Source organism: Calorimonas adulescens (assembly GCF_008274215.1).
Lineage (GTDB): Bacteria > Bacillota > Thermoanaerobacteria > Thermoanaerobacterales > UBA4877 > Calorimonas > Calorimonas adulescens.
Map to the genome: position 1 here is coordinate 25,491 of NZ_VTPS01000022.1, position 19,942 is coordinate 45,432.

The following is a 19,942-nucleotide window of genomic DNA, read 5'->3' on the forward strand; positions in this document are numbered from 1 at the left end:
GGTCTGGATATATTGAAGAAATACATAAACTATATACTGGTTGCCGTTTTACTGCTGATGGTGGTGGGAGTGTATGTCTATCTTGCGGCAGAGAACGACACAACCTATATAATAGACGCTCAGCTTGATGGACAGGTAATGGCCCTTACCGGTAGGGAAACGGTAAATTATATAAATAAAGAGGATGTGCCGTTAAAAGAGATATACTTCCATGTATATCCGAATGCTTTCAGGGACGAGACTACAGCACCGTTTCCTGCGGAGGAAATGGGCCAGGCCTATCCCGATGGCTTTTCACCGGGCTATATGGATATATTGAGTGTGAGGGTAGGGGATGAGGATGTTCGATTCAGTGTTGAAGACACGGTGATGAAGGTGACACTTCCCCATGAGTTATACCCGGGGAGAAAAATTGACATAAGGATTAACTTTGTGGTGAAACTGCCGCCCAGTGATGGCAGGTTTGGCTATGGAAGGTATACAGTCAGGCTGGCGAACTGGTATCCTATTGTGAGTGTATATGACAGTGATGGATGGAACTTAGACCCTTACTATGCCATAGGAGACCCATTCTACAGCGATGTGTCCGACTATACGGTTAGGTTTGTAGCCCCGGCTGGATACACCATAGCCTCAACGGGGACAGCAAGGTACGAACAGAGTCAAGGCAGCGGCTTGTGGATTATAAAGGCATCAGATGTCAGGGATATGGCCATAGTCCTATCAGACAAGTTCAAGGTAAAAAGCGGAGAGTATAAGGGCACAAGGGTAAACTCCTATTATCTTGGAGATGACGATATAGGCGAGAGGTCATTAAGATATGCTGTTGACGCCATAAAATATTTCAGCGAAACTTTTGGCAGGTATCCCTACAGGGAGTATGATGTAGTGGCAGCGGACTTCTATATAGGTGGGATGGAGTATCCACAGCTTGTGGTGATAGATAGGATGCTTTACAATAAGAGGAATATATTCACATTGGAAGAGGTGATTGCCCATGAGACAGCTCATCAATGGTGGTACGGAGTGGTCGGCAACGACGAGGTGGATGAGCCCTGGCTTGATGAAGCCCTGACGGAGTTTTCCACTGTCATGTACTTTGAAAACTATTATGGGAATGAGGTGGCAGAGAGGTTCTGGAGGGCATACGATACTATTGTTAAAAAATATGATAACAGCCACAGGAGCGTAACAGACTCCATAGAAAAGTTCAAAGATGAAAGTGAATATGGAGCTATTGTATATGAAAAGGGCGCCATTGGGCTTAAGAATATAAGAGACCAGCTTGGAGAGAAGGTATTTGTCAAGGGGCTGAAGGAGTACTACAGGAAGTATAAATTTAAAAACGCCACTACACAGGACCTTATAGAGTCTCTGAATAGGGCGTCAGGAAAGGACATAAGCAGTTATTTTAAGGAGGAGGTAGGTATATTATATGACCTTAACCTTTTTGAGCCTGATGTCCTCGCCATAAAAGGCATATAGCCTAAAGTTGCCAAAAATTCTTGAACATATTCTTTCGGGGTATGTATTTACGACTTCCTCTAAATTAAAGTTGGTCGATATAAGCATTTTTTTTTCAGAAAGAAGCCTGCTGTTGATAATGTTGAATATGACCTGTTCGCTGTAAGCAGTAGCGGGTTCCGTGCCTAGGTCATCCATTATGAGCAGGTCGCAGCCGTTGATGAGCTCGGCCTCTTCACTTGCCTCTCCGAAGGCGGCTTTTCTAAGCATTTCCACTAAGTTGGGTACTGTCTGATAGATTACGGTATAGCCCCTCTCTATCAGGTCTTTTGCTATACAGTGTGACAGGAAGGTCTTCCCCAAGCCGGAATTGCCGTAAAAGAAGAGACTTTCTTTGACATTGCTGAAATTGTTTACAAACCTTATACAGTCAAGATAGATGTTTTCCATGTTTTTCCTTGGGGACTTTGGATAGTCTCCAAATGGAAGGTCAGAATAAAGGCTAAGGTCAAAGTTTTCAAAGTTCTCGTATTGCAGGATGTTTCTGAGGTGTGAGAGGTCATAGAGGTTCTCGATAAGTGCCTGTTTGAGACAGTGACACATTGTGCCGTTTACATAACCTGTGTCCTGGCAGTCTTTGCACTCATACTGGACAGTAAGATAGTCCTGGGGCAGTCCGTGGGTTTTCATGATGGTGTACTTTTCTTTTTTCAGGCTTTCAAGCCTTTTTTTGAGCTCGTCCAGTATGAGGTCGCATTTTTCCGGTAAGCGGAAGGCCTCATTTATCTTTTCTATACCTATGGACGATATCTCTTCGTCGATCTCCCGTATGCGTGGAATTTTTTTGTATACCTGCTCTCTTCTTAAAAGATAATCTTTAAATGCAGTGTCTCTTTTTTTTTGGTATTCTGTAAGAATCTTGTTGAGCGGACTATTCACCGGAGCTGCTCCTTTCTAAAAGCCGTTTTTCCAGCTCTTTTATATCATAGCTCCTCTGATTGTAACTGTTAAAGTAATGTTTTGGCGCAACATAGCCGGTTGTCTTCTTGGGCTTTGAGGAAATGTTCTGGTTTTTGTTGGTCAGAACCTTGTTTATATAATTAAAGTTTGGTTTGTTTATATTCATTATGCAGATATTACAGGCTTCAAGTATATCATCATCGCTGACGTTAAGTTCATCCAACCACCTGTTTATCATGTTTTTATGTGCCTCTGCTATTTCTTCTGAATTGAGGCCAAGAGTCTGGTATACCTTTTTATATATATTCCAGCGTTTTTCTTCATTTTTCAGATGTTTTTCCACGTCGAAGCCATTTCTGATACCTGCGTCAAACCAGCCCTGTGCTACTCTTGCCATGTAATTAATATTGACCTTCTTCTTTTGCAGGCAATATTCCACAAGGAGCACCAGGACCTCCATGGAAAAGTGGTATTTATCCAGCCATTCTAAAAATGTCTCCATCTCCCTGGGAGAGAGAGGGCGCCCTAACTGGTTTTCTATGTAGCTGAACATTGCTTCCAGTTCTGATTCTGCATAGACATTTTCATCTTTTGGTGTATAATTTATTGATTCCGGGGAAACATAGATAATGCTGCTGATATTTCCTCCATTGGATTTATATTGTATTAATCCCTGGGATGCCCAGTAGTCTAAAGCCATCTTTAGGGATTCTGTATCCATATTAAGCATTTTGGCCATATCTGATGGGTCCGTCTTAATGCCTTGATACAAAAGGTAAAGGCCAAGTATGTATACCTTGATATAATCTCCGGGTGAATCTGCCAGATACCTGGTTATAAAGGAATTGGAAATGGGTGTGCTGCCTATACCACTGTCATCAAAACAAAACTCCAACATGTTCATCCCCCTCTAAAATATTATACCATAGAGTTTCGCTCCTGGACTAATATATTTTTATATATTTATAAATGATATTGAGTAGATATCTTACGATATGATATTTAAGAAAAGTTTGTAATTTTATTATAACAATAAGTAAAAAATTTTTTGAAGAGGTCTTTCCACAGCTTCCATATTATATTATAATTAGAAGTTGTGAGTTGTAAAACGGAAGAAAGGAGTTGTGGTATGGGGACATGGGATAAGGTTATGAGTAAGATGCTGAAGGATAAAAGACTGCCACCGATAATTTTAGCCCTGTTTGCCTTTCTGATGTTTTTGGGCTATTTTTCCGGCTTTGCATATGCAGTCGTTGTGGATGGAGAAACGATTGGATATGTAAAGCAGGAGACGCAGGCCGAAAAGGCTATTGCTGAGGCAAAGAAGTACATAAAGTCTAAATATGGTCTGGAGGTTTCAACCTCCAACGAGGTGGAGTTTAAAAGGGCCAGGCCTAAGGCAGATGAGATACTGGGACAGGAAGAGCTAAAGAGGGCATTCCTGAAGAGTTTAGACTTCAAGGTTGCCGCTGCGGTCATATACGTAGATGGGAAGAAAATTGCTGTGGTAGAGAGCAGGTCTGCAGCAGAAAAGTTATTAGATGATATTAAGTCACAGCTCTCTGGCGGGGCTGGTAACGCCTATTTTAAGGAAAAAGTTGAGATAAAGGACGCGGATGTTAATGTGGGTGAGATATCCTCTGAGAGTGCTGCTGCGTCTATGCTTCTTAAAAGTGACCAGATGACAACATATATCGTAAAACAGGGTGACACACTCTGGGATATTGCATCGGCTAATAACACCACGGTTGATAGGCTTATGGCTTTAAACCCCGATGTAAAAGAAAAGGCCATGCAGCCGGGTGATACCATAATCCTGGACAAACCCAAGCCTGCTGTTACAGTAGTTACCAAAGAGGTGGCTGAATATGAGATGCCTATCCCCTTTGATGTAGAAAATGTGGAGGACAATTCGTTACCGATAAGAGTGACCAGGGTTAAACAGCAGGGAGTAGAAGGTAAAAAACAGGTAAAGGCAGAGATAGTTAAGGAAAATGGCGTGGAAGTTGCAAGGAATATCCTGGAAGAGAAGATAATTTCACAGCCCGTAAAGAAAATAGTAAGGGTTGGCACGAACAGGACGCTGGCGTCAGGGGTTTTCTCCTATCCGGTGGCTGGTGTCCTTACATCCAGGTTTGGCCAGAGGTGGGGCCGTGAGCATACAGGTGTGGACCTTGCGGTACCAATTGGGACAAAGGTTAAGGCCTCTGATGGCGGTAAGGTGATATTTACTGGACGCTCTGGCGGCTATGGTCTCCTGGTCAAGATAGACCATGGTAACGGATATGTCACCTACTATGGCCACCTGAGCAAGATACTTGTAAAGGATGGCGACAGGGTTGCCAAAGGGGATGTGATAGCCCTGTCTGGCAATACCGGAAACACCACGGGGCCACACCTCCACTTTGAGGTAAGGAAGAACGGGGTCCCTCAAAATCCACTGACATATTTGAATAAGTGATTTTGCCTTGAGACCTTGTATACGATGATAATGACATAAACTGGATTATACTTCTATTAGACAAAGCCCCCGAATGTCTATATAATTGAAATGTAGATAAGGGGGCTTTTCTCATGAAAAGACTTTCTTCCGCTTTGCTTTTAGTGATAGCGCTATTTTTTACGTTTGAGCTTACACACCTCATTGTAGACGATATTGCAAAGGGAAATTATCCTGTGTGTTTTACGGAGGGCGTGGCCCTGTTAGAGGAATACAGAATAAATGGATTTATGTGGGGAGATAGCCTGGATGGTGATGACCATCCGTATAAAGTGGAAGAACTTACCAGTTCATTTAACTACCTGGATGCGGAAAAGGCATACAGGCGTTCTTTTGAGATAGTGAAAGGCATATCTGATGAAAAAGGTTTTACCGCTGTTTTGGATGTTATAAAATATTTAGGCGAGGGGAAGAGCTTTCCATCGGCGATTGATGCGATAGAGCTGGAAATAAATTATCTTGACAGCTTTTAGCAGGAATTGAGCTTTTTATGTAGAATTATATAGCGGGGTGATATATATGGAGTCGAAGATACTGGTAGTGGATGATGAAAAGCCGATAGTTGACATACTCAAGTATAACCTCGAAAAGGATGGCTACAAGGTCCTTATAGCCTATGATGGCGAAGAGGCTATCAGGATTGCCACATCGGAAGAACCGGACCTTATTTTACTGGATATAATGCTGCCGAAGATAGACGGTTTTTCTGTATGCAAGACATTGAGGCAAAAATTAAACACCCCCATATTGATGGTGACTGCTAAAGAGGAAGAGGTTGACAAGGTGCTGGGTTTAGAGCTCGGGGCCGATGATTATATTGTAAAGCCGTTTAGCATGAGGGAGCTTGCTGCCAGGATTAAGGCCAATTTAAGAAGAGTACAGATGAGTGAGGATGCAGACGGCAAGTCAATAACATATGGGGATTTGGTGATAGATTTAGACAAGTATGTGGTCAGAAAAAAAGGCAAGCAGATTGATCTCACCTCCAGAGAGTTTGAGCTACTTAAATTTCTGGCTATTAACAAGGGTCAGGTCTTTTCAAGAGATACGCTTTTAGAAAAGGTATGGGGTTATGAATACTATGGTGATATGAGGACTGTAGACGTCACCATAAGGAGGCTGAGAGAGAAGATAGAAGAAGACCCGGGCAGTCCTCGGTACATATGTACTAAGAGAGGTGTTGGTTATTACTTCGGTGAAGAGTAAGGGGTATTTAAGTATTCAATGGAAAATTGTTACCATTTACATACTCCTCATACTGGTGGCAATGGAGATAGCCGGTTATTATATCCTCAGGTCTTTCGACGATTATGAGAAGGATAAACTGCTTGCGCAGTTGCAGTCGCAGGCTGCCAATCTATCATGGACATTTAAGGATAACCTCTCAAACGCTGATATAAATGATGTCAAGGATATATATATCTATCAGGGTTCTGACCTCAAGAGCATATACATACTTGACCGAGATGGGAGGGTAATTACAGGCACCGATAATAGTGTTACCCGACTGCTTACCCCTGCAGTGATGGCAGCCTTTAAGGGTTCTGCCACCAAGGAGGATGGCGAGGATGCTGCTACCGGAGAGGGACTCTTGAGCCTTGCGTGGCCGATAAAAAATTCCGACGGGATAGTGGAGGGTGCTGTCTATCTTACGGCCTCAACAAGAAGTATTAATTCCACCTTAAATGACGTAAGGGTTATCCTCTTGGGTGCTACTGCCGTTGCCATGGGTATTACGGCAGCCCTTGGTTTTTTGCTGTCTAAGACTATAGCTGACCCTGTGAAAGAGGTTACAGACAAGGCAGAGAGTATAGCTGCCGGTAATTTTAACGAGAGGGTCAATGTAAGGTCCAATGATGAGATAGGCAAACTGGGAGAAATGTTCAATTACATGAGCGACCGTATAGTGGATATGTTGGATGAGATAGCAAGGGATAAGAGCAGGGACGAGGCCATTTTAAAGTATATGAGCGACGGTGTTGTGGCCATAAAGCGGGATGGTACAATATTGGTGGCCAATATTGCCGCCAGGCAGTTCTTGGGGAGAGATATATTTGAGGGGGATAATTTCTTTGATATTGTAGATGAGTACAACGGCCAGGCTGTGGCCGATGCCTTTGAGGACGCAGGTGCACATGAGGTTACGTTGAATACCGGCAGGTTTATCTTAAACATACACACAGCAGCCTTCAAGAATGAAAAAGGAGAGACTGAGGGGTTTGTCGTGGTTATGCACGATATAACTGAGCAGCAGAAGTTGGATAATATGCGGAAGGAATTTGTCGCCAATGTATCCCACGAGCTCAAGACCCCTATTACCACCATCAAGAGCTATGCAGAGACTTTGTTAGATGGGGCATTGGAAGACAAAGAGGTCTCCGTTAAGTTCCTTGATGTGATTAATAAAGAAGTAGACAGGATGGACAGGCTTGTGAGGGACCTCTTGCAGCTTTCCAGGATAGATGATAACCGGGAGAAGTGGTTTTTTGAGGATACTGACATAACTGAGCTTGTGAAGGGCAGCGTAGAGAAGATAAAGGTGTTGGCTGAAGAAAAAGAGCAGGAAATTATGATAGACTTTAGGGATAGGGTTCATGCCATGGTTGACAGGGACAGGATGGACCAGGTACTTTTAAATGTATTTAGCAATGCCATTAAATATACTCCTGAGGGTGGCCGCATTGATGTAAGGGTGTATGAGGATGGAGAGTGGGCTGTAATATTGGTAAAGGACAACGGGGTTGGCATACCAGAGGAGGATATTCCCCATCTGTTTGAGAGGTTTTACCGTGTAGATAAGGCTAGGTCAAGGGAGATGGGTGGTACCGGCCTTGGGCTTTCTATAGCCAAAGAGATTGTGGATGCCCATAAGGGTAGGATAATAATAGAAAGTGAGATAAATGTGGGTACGGAGGTTAAGATTTACCTTCCTTCCATAACTATGTAATCATAATGTAAAGCAACTGTAACATGGCTGTAACATATTATATATATAATATAAGAAAAGCTGTATAGGAGAGAGGGATAATGGTATGAGAAGGATAACAGCTTTATTGATTGCAGTACTATTGCTTATGGCATCCTCTCCTGCCTTTGCTGATGGAACGGAAATACAGCTCCTGCATTTAAATTCCACTTTGCCTGCGACTACTGACCAGGCTGTATATACCATATCAGGCAAGGTGGATGAAGGGACCTCCGTAGAGGTAAAGCTTAACAACGCAGATTTATATAAACCCGACATTGGCCCTTTTGGTATGTTCTACCAGTCAGTTAACCTCAAGATGGGTAAGAATTCTATCGATATTACAGCCAGAAAGGGCGGTCTCGTTCAGGTCATCAAATGTCTTATAACCAGGAAGGACAACAATGAGCCTGTCAAAAAACTTGAACTGAGTCCTGAGTTAAAGGAGGCCATCAGCATCAGCTTTAAATAAGTTTTGCGCCGGGGATTGTGAGGATGATATTGATGTCAGAGAGAGCCAGGACCACACTGCTTGTTTTTTTAGTAGTATTGAGTATTATACTGAGCTTTTTTATGTGGTATGGCATGACCTGGCCATATGTATCATCCCCAACTGGCAACGTCCAGGAAATCTCCCCGGCTATTTTATTGAACATTTTAAAGCCTGAAAAAATTATTATAAATTTCGGTGGGACGACCCATACCACCATGCTGGAAAACAACAGTTTTGATGCCTCATGGAGGGAATTTCAGAACATTGTCTTTTCTGACAGCGGCAATCCAACAACTGTTACAGAGACTGAATTTATGAATGCCATGAGTTACAGGTCTATAATGTATATGTTTGCGTTTCCAATACCTTTATCCTATTTTAATGATGCCTATGGCAAGGAAATAAATATCCCAGTTGATACCGTAAAGGATGTCATTATCTTAGCAGGAAACAGCCCTTCATTTTACATATATGATGGCTTTGATAAATACATCAGGATGAACATGGGCTATAAAAACAATGGAATAGAGACCATCATTTCTGTAAAGGAGGACAATGCTCCCCTGTATTCTACTGCTGGCGACCTTGGGTTTACTGACAAGATGCATTATGATGTTCTTATGCCTTTGGATATAAGCAAAATAGACATACCCGTGATTGGTGTGAGGAAACCTGACAACATTGAGATGAATACACTTGTTTCTAAGTTTTTTGACAGTGGAAGCATGGTGAGGAGGATTAATGAGGTTTCTGGCGATACAGTGTTTACCGATGGGGAAAGGGGGCTTAAGATATATACTGACGGGCGGCTGGAGTATACGTACAGCGCGACGTCTTCTGCCCGTTTAGATGATGTTACATCAATAAAGATAGCCACTGAATTCCTTTCAAGATATATCACAAATATGAACAATGTAAGTCTGGGGGGTATTGTTGAGGGAAAAGATGGTTATACCATAAATTATAACTTGAGGTATAATGGGCTGCCTGTATATAGCAGACAGTATGGATACCCCTTTATCGTTGAGGTAAAAGGTAAAGAGGTTGTTTCGTTTAAAACTGCCGGACTGGATTTTATGCCTCTTGGTTCTTCTACAAGGATATTTGTGGGTGCACTGGATGCCATGGACGCTTCATTAGCAAAGGGCATAGAATACTGGGAGTCACTTGATATGTGCTATGTTGTGGATATGGGGAAGGTAAGAGCAGCATGGAGGGCATCCGACGGTGAACATACAGTATATGTCGACATGGAAAATGATAATATGTGAGGTATGGCTATGGACTGGCTGAGAGCAAAAAATATCCTTATAGTCACATTTATTGTAATTGATGTCATGCTGCTTGTCAGTGTATTCATGAACTATGGTGTGATTGAGCCATTAAAGGAAAAGCAAGAGGCAGAGGATGCATTGAATATATTGAAAAGTGCAGGAGTTCAGATTGAGACGGAGGTACCTCAGAAGACGCCGGCCATGGCTCTCTTAAGGGTGGAGCTTTACGATTATAATTCTAAAAACTTGATAAATAGGATACTGTCTGGTGGTTATTCGGAAGAAATATCAGGGGATGAACATGTATATAAGACTCTTACAGAGGTGCTTACTGTAGCACCGAATGGAGATCTTTATTATAAGAGTATGGTCCCCTTGATCTTTAACGTCAGTATTGAGGAAGGGCTTCTAAACTTTTTAACCAGTAAAGGCCTGGCCGAGCCTGGTATGTATATAGATAGTGTGGAGAAACAGGGTGATACATATATTGTAAAGATTACCCATCAGGTTGATGGATATTTTCTTGATATAAGCTATATGCAGGCTAAGATAGGACCCCACAACATTGAAATAGTAAAGCACTGGTTAAAACCGGTTGGATATCTGCAGCAGAGGAAGAGAGTAGTACCTGCATATAAGGCGCTCCTCAGTTTTATGAGCGGTGTACAGGCCCCAACAACAGTAAAGGATGTAAAGCTTGGGTACTATTTCAGGTGGGACGAGGCAGCATCCGGTGAGGCCGTCCCGGTATGGCGTATATCTACTGATGGGGATGTCTATTATTTTAATGCTTATACAGGAAAACCAGAAAGATGAAAATAATCACGTTTGATCTTACCAGCCATATTATATATTATTATGGCTGGTTTTTTGATATAAATTTTATCTGACGACAGGGGTTTAGTGTTTGTATGTCAATAAGATTACAGCACCTGATACCGTTTTGTATTTTCCTGTAGCTACGCCCGTATCTTTACTGTGCATCCACTATTTTAGTATCGTGCTTGTATAGGTCACCTATATTTGTCGTAAATTTGGGAGCATAATAGCCTTTTAAGGAGCACTCTGGGTATACTATCTTACATCTGTTTAGTTTTGTGATAGAAGAAATTTACCTTGAAAATATGAGGATTTTGGATTAAAGTAGTATATGGATTCAGTATATGCGGGGGAGGAAATATAAGTTGGAGAAATTCGTGATAGATGGTGGAGTGCCCCTTATAGGCGAAGTCAGAATAAGCGGTGCTAAAAATGCAGCAGTGGCAGTTATACCAGCGGCTATAATGGCTGATGGCATATGCGTTATTAATAACCTTCCCAGGATAAAAGACGTACAGAACTGGGCAAATATATTGAAGAGCATGGGGATTCATGTGGAGTTTGAAGAAAATGAGATGCGTATAGACGGGAGGACGGCCAGGCCGGTAGAGCCCCCCATAGAACTGGTGCAACAGATGAGGGCTTCCTATTATTTAGTAGGTGCTATGCTGGGCAGGTTTAAGAAAGCAGTTGTTGGCATGCCTGGTGGATGCAGCATAGGTGTAAGACCAATAGACCAGCACATAAAAGGCTTTGAAGCCCTTGGAGCAAAGATCAATATAGAACATGGAGTAATAATGGCAGAGGCAGAGAGGCTTGTAGGTACCAATATATTTCTGGATGTGGTTTCAGTAGGAGCAACTATAAATATTATGTTAGCAGCTTCTATGGCTGAAGGTGTTACGATGATTGAAAATGCGGCTAAAGAGCCTCATGTCGTGGATGTTGCCAACTTTCTTAACGCCATGGGTGCTGATATAAAAGGCGCAGGAACTGATAACATCAGGATTAGAGGAGTAAAAAAACTTTCGGGATGTTACCATACGATAATACCTGACCAGATTGAAGCTGGTACATTCATGATAGCTGCTGCAGCGACAGGTGGAGACATTACCATTACCAATGTTATCCCTACGCACCTTGACTCAATCATAGCTAAACTGGAGGAGACGGGTACTCTAATAATACCGTCAGAGGATAGCATAAGGGTGATAGGTAAAAGACCCCTAAAAAGCACAGACATAAGGACTCAGCCATATCCAGGTTTTCCCACAGACCTTCAACAACCTATGGCTGTACTGCTCTCGGTAGTTGATGGGACCAGTATGATTACAGAAAATGTATGGGATAACCGCTTTAAATATATAGATGAGCTTAAAAAAATGGGATTAAAAGCGAAAGTAGAGGGACGTTCCGCTATCATTGAAGGAGTAAAAAACCTTACTGGGGCAAAAGTGTCAGCTACAGACTTGAGAGCAGGGGCAGCCATGGTACTTGCTGGATTAGTGGCCCACGGCCAAACTGAGGTCATCGATATTGAGCATATTGACAGGGGTTACGAATTTCTTGAAGAAAAGCTGAAAAATCTTGGAGCAAAGATAAAGAGGGTGAAGGAATAAAATAGACCTATTTTTTATTGAACAATAGGTGCAGATTAAGCCAAGTATTATAGAGACACATTCTATAATTGAACAGAAGATGAAATAATTTTTAATGCCCTGTAAAGTCGTCGATGTCCCATGCTATAAAAACATTGGGAGATTGACGACTTGTTTTGTCTCTTGAAGTGTGCAGGCTTTAGACTATTTGCTGTCAGCAAAGCAAAAGATTATACTTGTTTTTAAAGGTTATATGGCTGCTATTCCTCATTTTTGCATGCTGTGATATAATATCTGCAGGAGAGGGGAATGCAGATGACGTTAAAGTTCTGTTCGCTGTCCAGCGGCAGTAGTGGTAATTCTACATACATAAGTTCTGGCTCAACGAGTATACTGGTCGACGCAGGTTTTTCAGCCACAAGGATTATAGACAGCATAAAATACATAGGATGTGATCCATCAAAACTTGACGCCATCCTGGTTACCCATGAGCATGATGATCATATCAGGGGGATAAAGGTCCTTGCAAAGAGATATAGTATACCGATTTTAGGGACAGAAGGCACATTAAACTCTATAAGGGATAGATTTAAAGATATCCCTGAGACACTCATAAAACCTATCACTAAGGAGGAATTCACACTTGGAGATTTAAATGTTTGTCCTATCCCCATATCCCATGATGCGGCAGATCCTGTGGGATATAGTTTTAGGTCTAAAGGTAAAAAAATATCAATAGTTACCGATCTTGGATATATAAGTTCTGGCGTTGTTAATGGCATTAAGGACTCTGACCTTTTGCTTATCGAGTCCAACCACGATGTTGAGATGCTTAAAAATGGAAGTTATCCTGCATACCTGAAAAAGAGGATTTTGAGTTCGAGGGGGCACCTTTCTAATACTGTGGCAGCAGGGCTTATTTCATTTCTTATAGCTTCAAAACAGGTTGGCATTATATATCTGGGTCATTTGAGCCAGAATAATAATAAACCTGAGCTGGCTTTAAATACTGTGTTAAATGCACTTAAGGAACGCAATGGGGTGAAGTATAACAAAAAAGACATAAGATTGACATTCAGAAATGGTATAAGTGAGCTTGTGGAATTTGATTGAGAGGTGTTTTTGCTATGTATGAGGATCATTATTTTAAAGATGAAGATGGCAATGAATACAGGTATTTTACTCCATCACCTAAGAGGCGTGGTGGAAACGGTGGAGGAGGCTGGTTTTCCTATGTTGTTGTTGCTGTGATATCTGCTGTGATAACCAGTCTGGTAATGGCATATATAGCCCCAACGTATCTTTATGGCAAGATTATACCAATGCCGGAGGCTCCGTCAAATCCTCAGTATCAGCCAATTCCCCAAATTGTAATACCAAAAGATGAAAAGCCGACAGTGGTTACAGCGGTGGCTCAGAAAGCCTCTCCGACTGTGGTGGGAATAACTACGGTAGAGATAGGTACAGACTTTTTCTTCAGGCCGGTGCAACAGCAAGGCGTAGGTTCTGGGTTTATTGTAGACCCCAACGGTTATATACTTACAAATAACCATGTGGCCAATCAGAAATCAAGGGAAATAACGGTATATCTTGCTGATGGGAGGAGCATGTCCGGCAGAACACTTTGGAGTGACCCTTCACTTGATATGTCTATTATAAAAATAAACGCTACAAATCTACCTGTGGCAGAGATGGGCAATTCTGACGAACTGGTTGTAGGAGAGACAGCGGTAGCTATAGGCAATCCCTTGGGGCTAAGGTTTCAGAGAACTGTGACCTCCGGCATAATCAGTGCTTTAAACAGAACGCTGCAGACAGAGGATGGGGAGATATTAGAAGACCTTATTCAGACCGATGCCTCAATAAATCCTGGTAATTCGGGAGGGCCGTTATTAAATGCTGAGGGCAAAGTAGTGGGCATCAATACTGCCAAGGTTACAACGGCAGAGGGCCTTGGCTTTGCTATACCGATTAATATAGCAAAACCTATATTAAATAAGATAATAAATACGGGTAAATTTGTACCTGCATATATGGGCGTTGTGGCTTATGATAAAGAGATAGCAGGGTATTATAGCGATGAGGTTGAGCTTCAGGATGGTGTTTATATAGAGGATGTGGATGCTGATGGACCCGCAGCGAAGGCTGGAATAAAAAGCGGTTATATTATAACCGAGATAAATGGTCAAAAAGTACGTAACATGCTTAGGTTTAAAACCATACTCTATGGGTTTGAACCGGGTGATACAGTGAAGGTTACATGTGTTACGCAGGACAATAAGGAAAAAATAGTGGATGTTACCTTGAGTTCTTATCCATCTAATACGGAGCAATAGTAGTGATGAATATAAATGTCATCTGTGTTGGGAAACTGAAAGAAAAATATTGGCGCGAGGCTGAGAGTGAATATTTAAAGAGGCTCAAGAGGTTTACTAAAGTAAACATCATAGAGATAGCTGAGGAGGATATAAAATCTACTATCTCTGACAGGGAGATAAGGAAGCTATTATTAATAGAGGGAGAAAGGATACTCTCAAAAATAAGAAGAGACCCCTATGTGGTCTCTCTTGCTGTCAATGGAAAAACCTTTACTTCCGTAGGATTTGCTGGCTTTCTTAAAGACATGGCTGTTTACGGGAATAGAGATGTTGTCTTTATTATAGGTTCCAGTTACGGCCTGGCCGACACAGTCATTTCAAAGTCAGATATGCTTTTGTCATTTGGAGATTTTACATATCCTCACCAGCTTATAAGGATTATGCTCTTAGAACAAATATACAGGGCCTACAAAATAAATTCTGGAGAGGTTTATCATAAATGAAATATATTTAAGCGGGATACCCCAAAGGTGTCCCGTAAGCTGTTAATAGAGGTGCTTAAACTTGGACATTAGTGTTAAATTATCAAAAGAGTTTAATATAAAGCTAAGTCAGGTCTTAGAGACTATAAAGCTGATAGATGCAGGCAATACCATACCGTTTATTGCACGATACAGAAAAGAAGCTACAGGCGGCATGTCTGATGAGATCTTGAGAGAGCTTTTTGATAGGCTTATGTACCTTAGGAGTCTTGAGTCAAGAAAGGAAGAGGTAATAAGACTCATCGCTGAACAAGGTAAGCTGACAGAGGAATTAAGGCGTGAGATATCCGAAGCAGAGATACTGCAGAGGGTAGAAGACCTCTATAGGCCATTTAAGCCCAAGCGCAGGACAAGAGCAACTATAGCAGAAGAAAAGGGTTTAAAACCCCTTGCAGAGATGATATTAAACCAGGAAACAATAAGTGAGACGATAGAAGAATTGGCCAGGCCATATGTGAACCCTGAACTGGGCGTTAATTCTGTGAAGGATGCGCTGGACGGTGCCAGAGACATTATAGCTGAAATTATATCAGACAATGCAGAGTACAGGGAAAGGATTAGAAATCTCTATTTCAAGAAGGGCATAATAGAGAGCAAAGCTGTAGCTCCTGATGAGAGGTCAGCATACGAGATGTATTACGATTTCAGGGAACCGGTGGATAAGATTGCAAACCATCGTATTTTGGCCATAAACAGGGGAGAAAGGGAAAAGAAACTTAAGGTTGGTATATTGAGCCCGGATGAAGAGATTATTGTATACCTAAAAAAACAGGTCATATTAGATGAAAGAGCTGCTACAGCCAGACTGCTCGAGGATGCTATAGAAGACGCCTATAAGCGATTAATCGCCCCATCTATAGAACGGGAGGTGAGAAATGTACTCACTGAACGCGCACAGAAAGAAGCTGTAAAAGTCTTTGCAAAAAACACAAATGTTTAAATACGGCCACGCCGTCGCTCCTTCGTTATGTGTCTGGGATAACCCCAACTATTGCAACAAATATTGTAAAGTATAGAGATATGAACGGCAAATTTAAGAACAGGCAGGAATTGAAAAAAGTCAGCAGACTGGGAGAAAAGGTATTTGAGCGCTACACATCTTAATTATACGACAGGGGATGTCCTTGTCCCGCTAACGCCTGTTATTCTGTCGACAAGTCTATTAGGTGTAAGAAGTTTTACGGATTAATTTGGGAATCTACAGAAAGGATTGCGGCGGATGGTCTATGGGTCAATGAATAGAGCCCTGGACAATGCCTACGTCCCAGGGCCTCATTAGCTTAACCGAAGGATATTAACATCTTCGTCAGTCCTAGCAAACCACCGGATGCGGAACCACCAATACTGTTCCCGTTTCTCCCGTTACTATTTTTTATAACGCGGAATTGTTTCCACATTCCTATCTTCATTGCGTATCAGATCAATATACGGGAAGCGGGCAACTTTGACGCGAATTTCCTTCTGCGGAGTACCCGGGGTACCCCAGATCAATGTAAGTTCTTTTCCTACCTGCGCATATTTAGGGTCAATAAATCCCAGAGAAATCATCCTGTTGTAATAATAGCTGCATATACGGCCTGTGCTGATTCCGACCTGCTTACCGTCTGCCACGACCTTGTCCGCCCGATAAATGTACCCATATTCAGGCCATCCGATCACATTTTCTTGATAGAACATATCAAGCGGCTCTGCATCGATTCTTTCACAAGGTTCTACTTCTTTGCCCTGGAACTGAGTAGCATAGACTGCTGCAATATCCGCTGCGTTCCACTCCAGGGTAACCACGGTTCTCGGGGGATTCTGGGCGATTTTTTCCAGGGCCTTCCTGCCAGGAAATTCATGATTGAATTTTATGAGGAAGCCCCAGCCGACATCGTAAGGGGTCACAAAACGGACATCAAGGTCGTTCCCAACGCTTCCGAGTAGCCGGCGGTTTATATTATAAATAGCTTCAGGACGGTCTTTCAGGTATGCAGACAGCCCTCCATCGACCGCATACCGCCCCTCATCTGATTCAAACCAGGGCAGCGGATAATGAACATGAATATTGGGGAATCCACCTTCAGTATGGTTCATGCAATAGGTATGGAAGCCGAGCTTTTTCGCACCAAACGACTTGCCTGCCTCCCAAATCCTCTGATAGACCTCGTCAAAATCTTCAATAGGGCCATGAACTTCATATGCCAGATTTCCGGACATGCCAAGCCTCAGCACCCGCATATCCTTGTTGCCGATTTTTGTCATGCGGTGGGTAGCAAATTTAATATCGTGTAGATCGCATTCGCAGGCCTTCTCCAGAATTTCCAGTGATTTTTCCCCTGCGATCTGGATAAAGTATTCTCTTCCGGTGATGTCTTCGCCTTCTACGTCCATACCGCTTGTTTTAACGAGATAATCAATGGGAGGATTCAACCAGTAGGTGCGGAAGGTATTCTCTGCAATTTTGATCACTACGCCGTCTGTCATGATTTGCCCTTTTTCATTGCAAATGACGGCATGCCGGATTCCCTTGTTACTCAGATTGGTGAAATCGTTAACACAGATGGAGTTTAAGAATTTCACCGCATCCGGACCTTTTACATCGTAAACAGGGGACATCATCAGGCTGAGCCCGATCCAGGCGCTTGTTTTTGAAGCCAGAATCTCATCTTTGTATCCCGTGTATTCATAGGGAAGAAGAACCCCCGGTCCCAAGGGAAATAAAAGAGTAGCACCCTCGTACGCCGGGCTGTTTGGTGAATACATAGTACCATCTCCTTTTTCACATAAAATAAGCTCTCTAAAAAACAACTTCCCGATTTCTTCTATAGAGTTAATAAAGTTTGCAGATTATCCCTTGATAACCTGATTATGTCCGGCACTGCCACCCGGTTATAGCAACCCGGCCATCCGGTTCACGCTATACTTCCGCCCATCTGCGTCGGCAATCGTTTACACTTTGTTCCCCGCCGAAAAAACCCGGGCGGATCCGACCACCCCCCTCCTTTCCTTCCGGTCAGGCCGCATCCAGTTTGTCCTCCGGTCTTCTGTCAATATCATAACACCACCCGTGGTCCCAGTTCATCATCGGTATGACCAGAAATTGAGCTCGTTTTTTCGTCATTTTTGCACAAGGTATGGTATAATCAATGGAGGAATATACGAAACGTGGAGGAGAAAAGAGATAATGAACCTTAATATGCATATCATCCTGGATGAGTTGAAGCCCTTCAACCCCAGGGCAAAACTCGATGAATCCATAGAACTCTATCTAAAACAGGCGAGAATCATGAAAGGAGTTTCCCAGCTTCTGTCCAGGGACTATGTTTATGTAACGGAAGCAGGAAATCTGAAAGACGGGACGAGCGAGTTCCCGGCAAGAGACGCCAACATTGTCTGCGTTGGCCCCCTGGACGGCAAACGGTTCGACGAGTTACCCTGCAATCTTATCAATATAGACGCCGCCCTCGATCTCCCGGAGGTCTTCAACATCCTGCAGGACATCTTCGAGAAATATGCCGCCTGGAACCGGCAGATGATCGAGGCCGTAATAAAAGACGAACCACTGCAAAAAATATTCGAAATCGGTGCCTCCGCTCTGGAAAACCCCATCGCCCTGTTCGATGCATCCCTCGCCCTGATCATGACGGCGGGGAAGCTGCCGGAGAACTACCAGGGTACCATCTGGGAGGAGGTAATACGGTATGGGTATTCCCCTGTGGAAAACCTGCCCTTTCAAGAGCGGAAAAGGATCAGCGAATTGATCCGCACCAAGAATGAACCGTTTTTTTATAAAAGCGACCCCTCGGACAGGTATACTCAGATGATAGCCGGTCTCAGCATTGACGGAAAACACTTTGGGACCTTTGGCCTCATCGACATAGACAAGCCCTTCACCCTTGGTCAGCTATCACTTGTCTATCACCTGAAAAACGTGATGGAGCTGGCAATCTCCAAAAACCGGGAGATTACAGACATAACAGAAGAATCCTGTTATTTCATCGAGAGGTTGATCAACGGTTTCGAAGTGGAAAAGAAGGTGGTTGAGTACCACTTAAAAAAGAGAAAATGGAGCATCGAAGACAGTTTTTACATCCTCAATTTCTCATCCCCAGAAGAGAGCCTGGACGAGAAATTGTTTAAGACTTACATGTACAGGATTAAAAAGCTGACAGAAAGAGCCGTTATCTTTACCTACGAAAATTCAATCATAGCCGTCCTCCGGGAAAGGGACTACTCTCTCGATGATCCAGCCTTTTTACAGGAGCTCGACGACCTGCTTTCTCGCATTGGCATCAAATGCGGGATCAGCCTGAAGTTTTACAACTTTATGAGCATAAAATACCCTTACATCCAAAGCAAAATAGCCATAATGGAAGGGGTCAAAAAAGATCCCCACAAGCTGAGATATTACTTCCGGGATTATTACATAGACCATATCATGAACTCCCTGGACAACTCGACCAGCCTGAAGAGCCTGTGCCATCCTCAAGTACTAAAGTTGAAGGAATACGACAAAATAAACAACACCGAATACGTCCGGTGTTTGTTTACCTACCTTCAGAATGGCCTAAATATCTCACAAACCGCCAGGAAACTTTTCATCCATAGAAACACCCTAATCTATAGACTCAATCGAATAACTGAGATCATGGAGATGGATCTCCGCCGCGAAGAGGAGCTCTTTCATCTCCTCTTCTCCTGTTTAATAGCGGAATACCTTTTCTAGAAGGGGCTGTCAAGCGTCAGTGACTTTGTCAGGTGAAATCCACCAGTGATACAGAAAGATTTCACCCTGACAATATCACAGACGGATAACAAATAAGGAAAAAGGGGCTTGACATGAGGCATAAGACGTGCTAATATATAAAAGTCGCACGATGGCAAATAAATAGAGCGGAACGCCAAGATAGAAGTAAGGAGCAAATATTTTAAAGAGTTTGATCCTGGCTCAGGACTAACGCTGGCGGCGTGCCTAACACATGCAAGTCGAACGGAGTAGGAAACTACTCAGTGGCGGACGGGTGAGT

At 42.8% G+C, this 19,942-nt stretch carries 18 protein-coding genes and 1 rRNA gene; 16 read left to right on the forward strand and 3 right to left on the reverse strand.

Features of this window, described 5'->3' with window-relative positions; translation table 11 throughout:
* The first annotated feature begins 12 nt into the window (after window positions 1–12).
* Window positions 13–1,485: a M1 family metallopeptidase gene (locus FWJ32_RS11720; RefSeq protein WP_149546150.1), complete on the forward strand. Its 1,473-nt coding sequence runs from the start codon at window positions 13–15 to the stop codon at window positions 1,483–1,485.
* Here FWJ32_RS11720 and FWJ32_RS11725 read toward each other — a convergent pair.
* Complete coding sequence (locus tag FWJ32_RS11725) at window positions 1,432–2,403, reverse strand: ATP-binding protein (RefSeq protein WP_149546151.1); 972 nt, start codon at window positions 2,401–2,403, stop codon at window positions 1,432–1,434. The genes FWJ32_RS11720 and FWJ32_RS11725 overlap by 54 nt on opposite strands.
* On the reverse strand, window positions 2,396–3,322 hold the full coding sequence (locus tag FWJ32_RS11730; protein ID WP_162523618.1) for a DnaD domain-containing protein: 927 nt from the start codon (window positions 3,320–3,322) through the stop codon (window positions 2,396–2,398). The genes FWJ32_RS11725 and FWJ32_RS11730 overlap by 8 nt, the downstream gene beginning before the upstream one ends.
* Window positions 3,323–3,553: 231 nt before the next feature.
* Here FWJ32_RS11730 and FWJ32_RS11735 point away from each other — a divergent pair, with 231 nt between their 5' ends.
* From FWJ32_RS11735 to FWJ32_RS13940, 13 genes are all read left to right on the forward strand, one after another.
* Complete coding sequence (locus FWJ32_RS11735) at window positions 3,554–4,885, forward strand: M23 family metallopeptidase (protein ID WP_149546153.1); 1,332 nt, start codon at window positions 3,554–3,556, stop codon at window positions 4,883–4,885.
* A gap of 113 nt (window positions 4,886–4,998) precedes the next feature.
* Complete coding sequence (locus FWJ32_RS11740; protein WP_149546154.1) at window positions 4,999–5,397, forward strand: hypothetical protein; 399 nt, start codon at window positions 4,999–5,001, stop codon at window positions 5,395–5,397.
* Between the two features lie 46 nt (window positions 5,398–5,443).
* A complete protein-coding gene (yycF, locus tag FWJ32_RS11745; RefSeq protein ID WP_149546155.1) occupies window positions 5,444–6,130 on the forward strand; it encodes a response regulator YycF in 687 nt (228 codons plus the stop codon).
* A complete protein-coding gene (locus FWJ32_RS11750; RefSeq protein ID WP_162523619.1) occupies window positions 6,105–7,871 on the forward strand; it encodes a HAMP domain-containing sensor histidine kinase in 1,767 nt (588 codons plus the stop codon). The genes yycF and FWJ32_RS11750 overlap by 26 nt, the downstream gene beginning before the upstream one ends.
* A gap of 85 nt (window positions 7,872–7,956) precedes the next feature.
* The gene (locus tag FWJ32_RS11755; protein WP_149546157.1) at window positions 7,957–8,361 is read left to right on the forward strand and encodes a hypothetical protein; all 405 of its coding nucleotides are present in this window, start codon (window positions 7,957–7,959) and stop codon (window positions 8,359–8,361) included.
* Between the two features lie 32 nt (window positions 8,362–8,393).
* Window positions 8,394–9,653 (forward strand): two-component system activity regulator YycH, encoded by a 1,260-nt coding sequence (gene yycH / locus FWJ32_RS11760; RefSeq protein ID WP_203227760.1) that lies wholly within the window; start codon window positions 8,394–8,396, stop codon window positions 9,651–9,653.
* A 9-nt stretch (window positions 9,654–9,662) separates the two neighbouring features.
* A complete protein-coding gene (yycI, locus tag FWJ32_RS11765) occupies window positions 9,663–10,472 on the forward strand; it encodes a two-component system regulatory protein YycI (protein WP_162523620.1) in 810 nt (269 codons plus the stop codon).
* A 368-nt stretch (window positions 10,473–10,840) separates the two neighbouring features.
* Window positions 10,841–12,094: a UDP-N-acetylglucosamine 1-carboxyvinyltransferase gene (locus FWJ32_RS11770; RefSeq protein WP_149546160.1), complete on the forward strand. Its 1,254-nt coding sequence runs from the start codon at window positions 10,841–10,843 to the stop codon at window positions 12,092–12,094.
* Between the two features lie 294 nt (window positions 12,095–12,388).
* On the forward strand, window positions 12,389–13,186 hold the full coding sequence (locus FWJ32_RS11775) for an MBL fold metallo-hydrolase (RefSeq protein WP_149546161.1): 798 nt from the start codon (window positions 12,389–12,391) through the stop codon (window positions 13,184–13,186).
* A gap of 14 nt (window positions 13,187–13,200) precedes the next feature.
* Entirely contained in the window at window positions 13,201–14,409 is a 1,209-nt protein-coding gene (locus FWJ32_RS11780; protein ID WP_149546162.1) for a S1C family serine protease, read from the forward strand.
* Between the two features lie 5 nt (window positions 14,410–14,414).
* Window positions 14,415–14,894, forward strand: coding sequence for a 23S rRNA (pseudouridine(1915)-N(3))-methyltransferase RlmH (rlmH, locus tag FWJ32_RS11785; RefSeq protein ID WP_149546168.1), 480 nt, complete (start codon window positions 14,415–14,417; stop codon window positions 14,892–14,894).
* 61 nt (window positions 14,895–14,955) lie between these two features.
* On the forward strand, window positions 14,956–15,873 hold the full coding sequence (locus tag FWJ32_RS11790; protein ID WP_149546163.1) for a Tex-like N-terminal domain-containing protein: 918 nt from the start codon (window positions 14,956–14,958) through the stop codon (window positions 15,871–15,873).
* Between the two features lie 29 nt (window positions 15,874–15,902).
* On the forward strand, window positions 15,903–16,037 hold the full coding sequence (locus FWJ32_RS13940; protein ID WP_149546164.1) for a helix-hairpin-helix domain-containing protein: 135 nt from the start codon (window positions 15,903–15,905) through the stop codon (window positions 16,035–16,037).
* Between the two features lie 261 nt (window positions 16,038–16,298).
* Here FWJ32_RS13940 and FWJ32_RS11800 read toward each other — a convergent pair whose 3' ends face one another.
* Window positions 16,299–17,678 (reverse strand): aminomethyltransferase family protein, encoded by a 1,380-nt coding sequence (locus tag FWJ32_RS11800; RefSeq protein WP_149546165.1) that lies wholly within the window; start codon window positions 17,676–17,678, stop codon window positions 16,299–16,301.
* A 421-nt stretch (window positions 17,679–18,099) separates the two neighbouring features.
* Between FWJ32_RS11800 and FWJ32_RS11805 the strand changes: the two genes are divergently transcribed.
* Window positions 18,100–19,641, forward strand: a complete 1,542-nt coding sequence (locus FWJ32_RS11805; protein WP_149546166.1) for a PucR family transcriptional regulator — start codon at window positions 18,100–18,102, stop codon at window positions 19,639–19,641.
* Between the two features lie 199 nt (window positions 19,642–19,840).
* Window positions 19,841–19,942 (forward strand): 16S ribosomal RNA (locus FWJ32_RS11810); the annotation flags it as partial.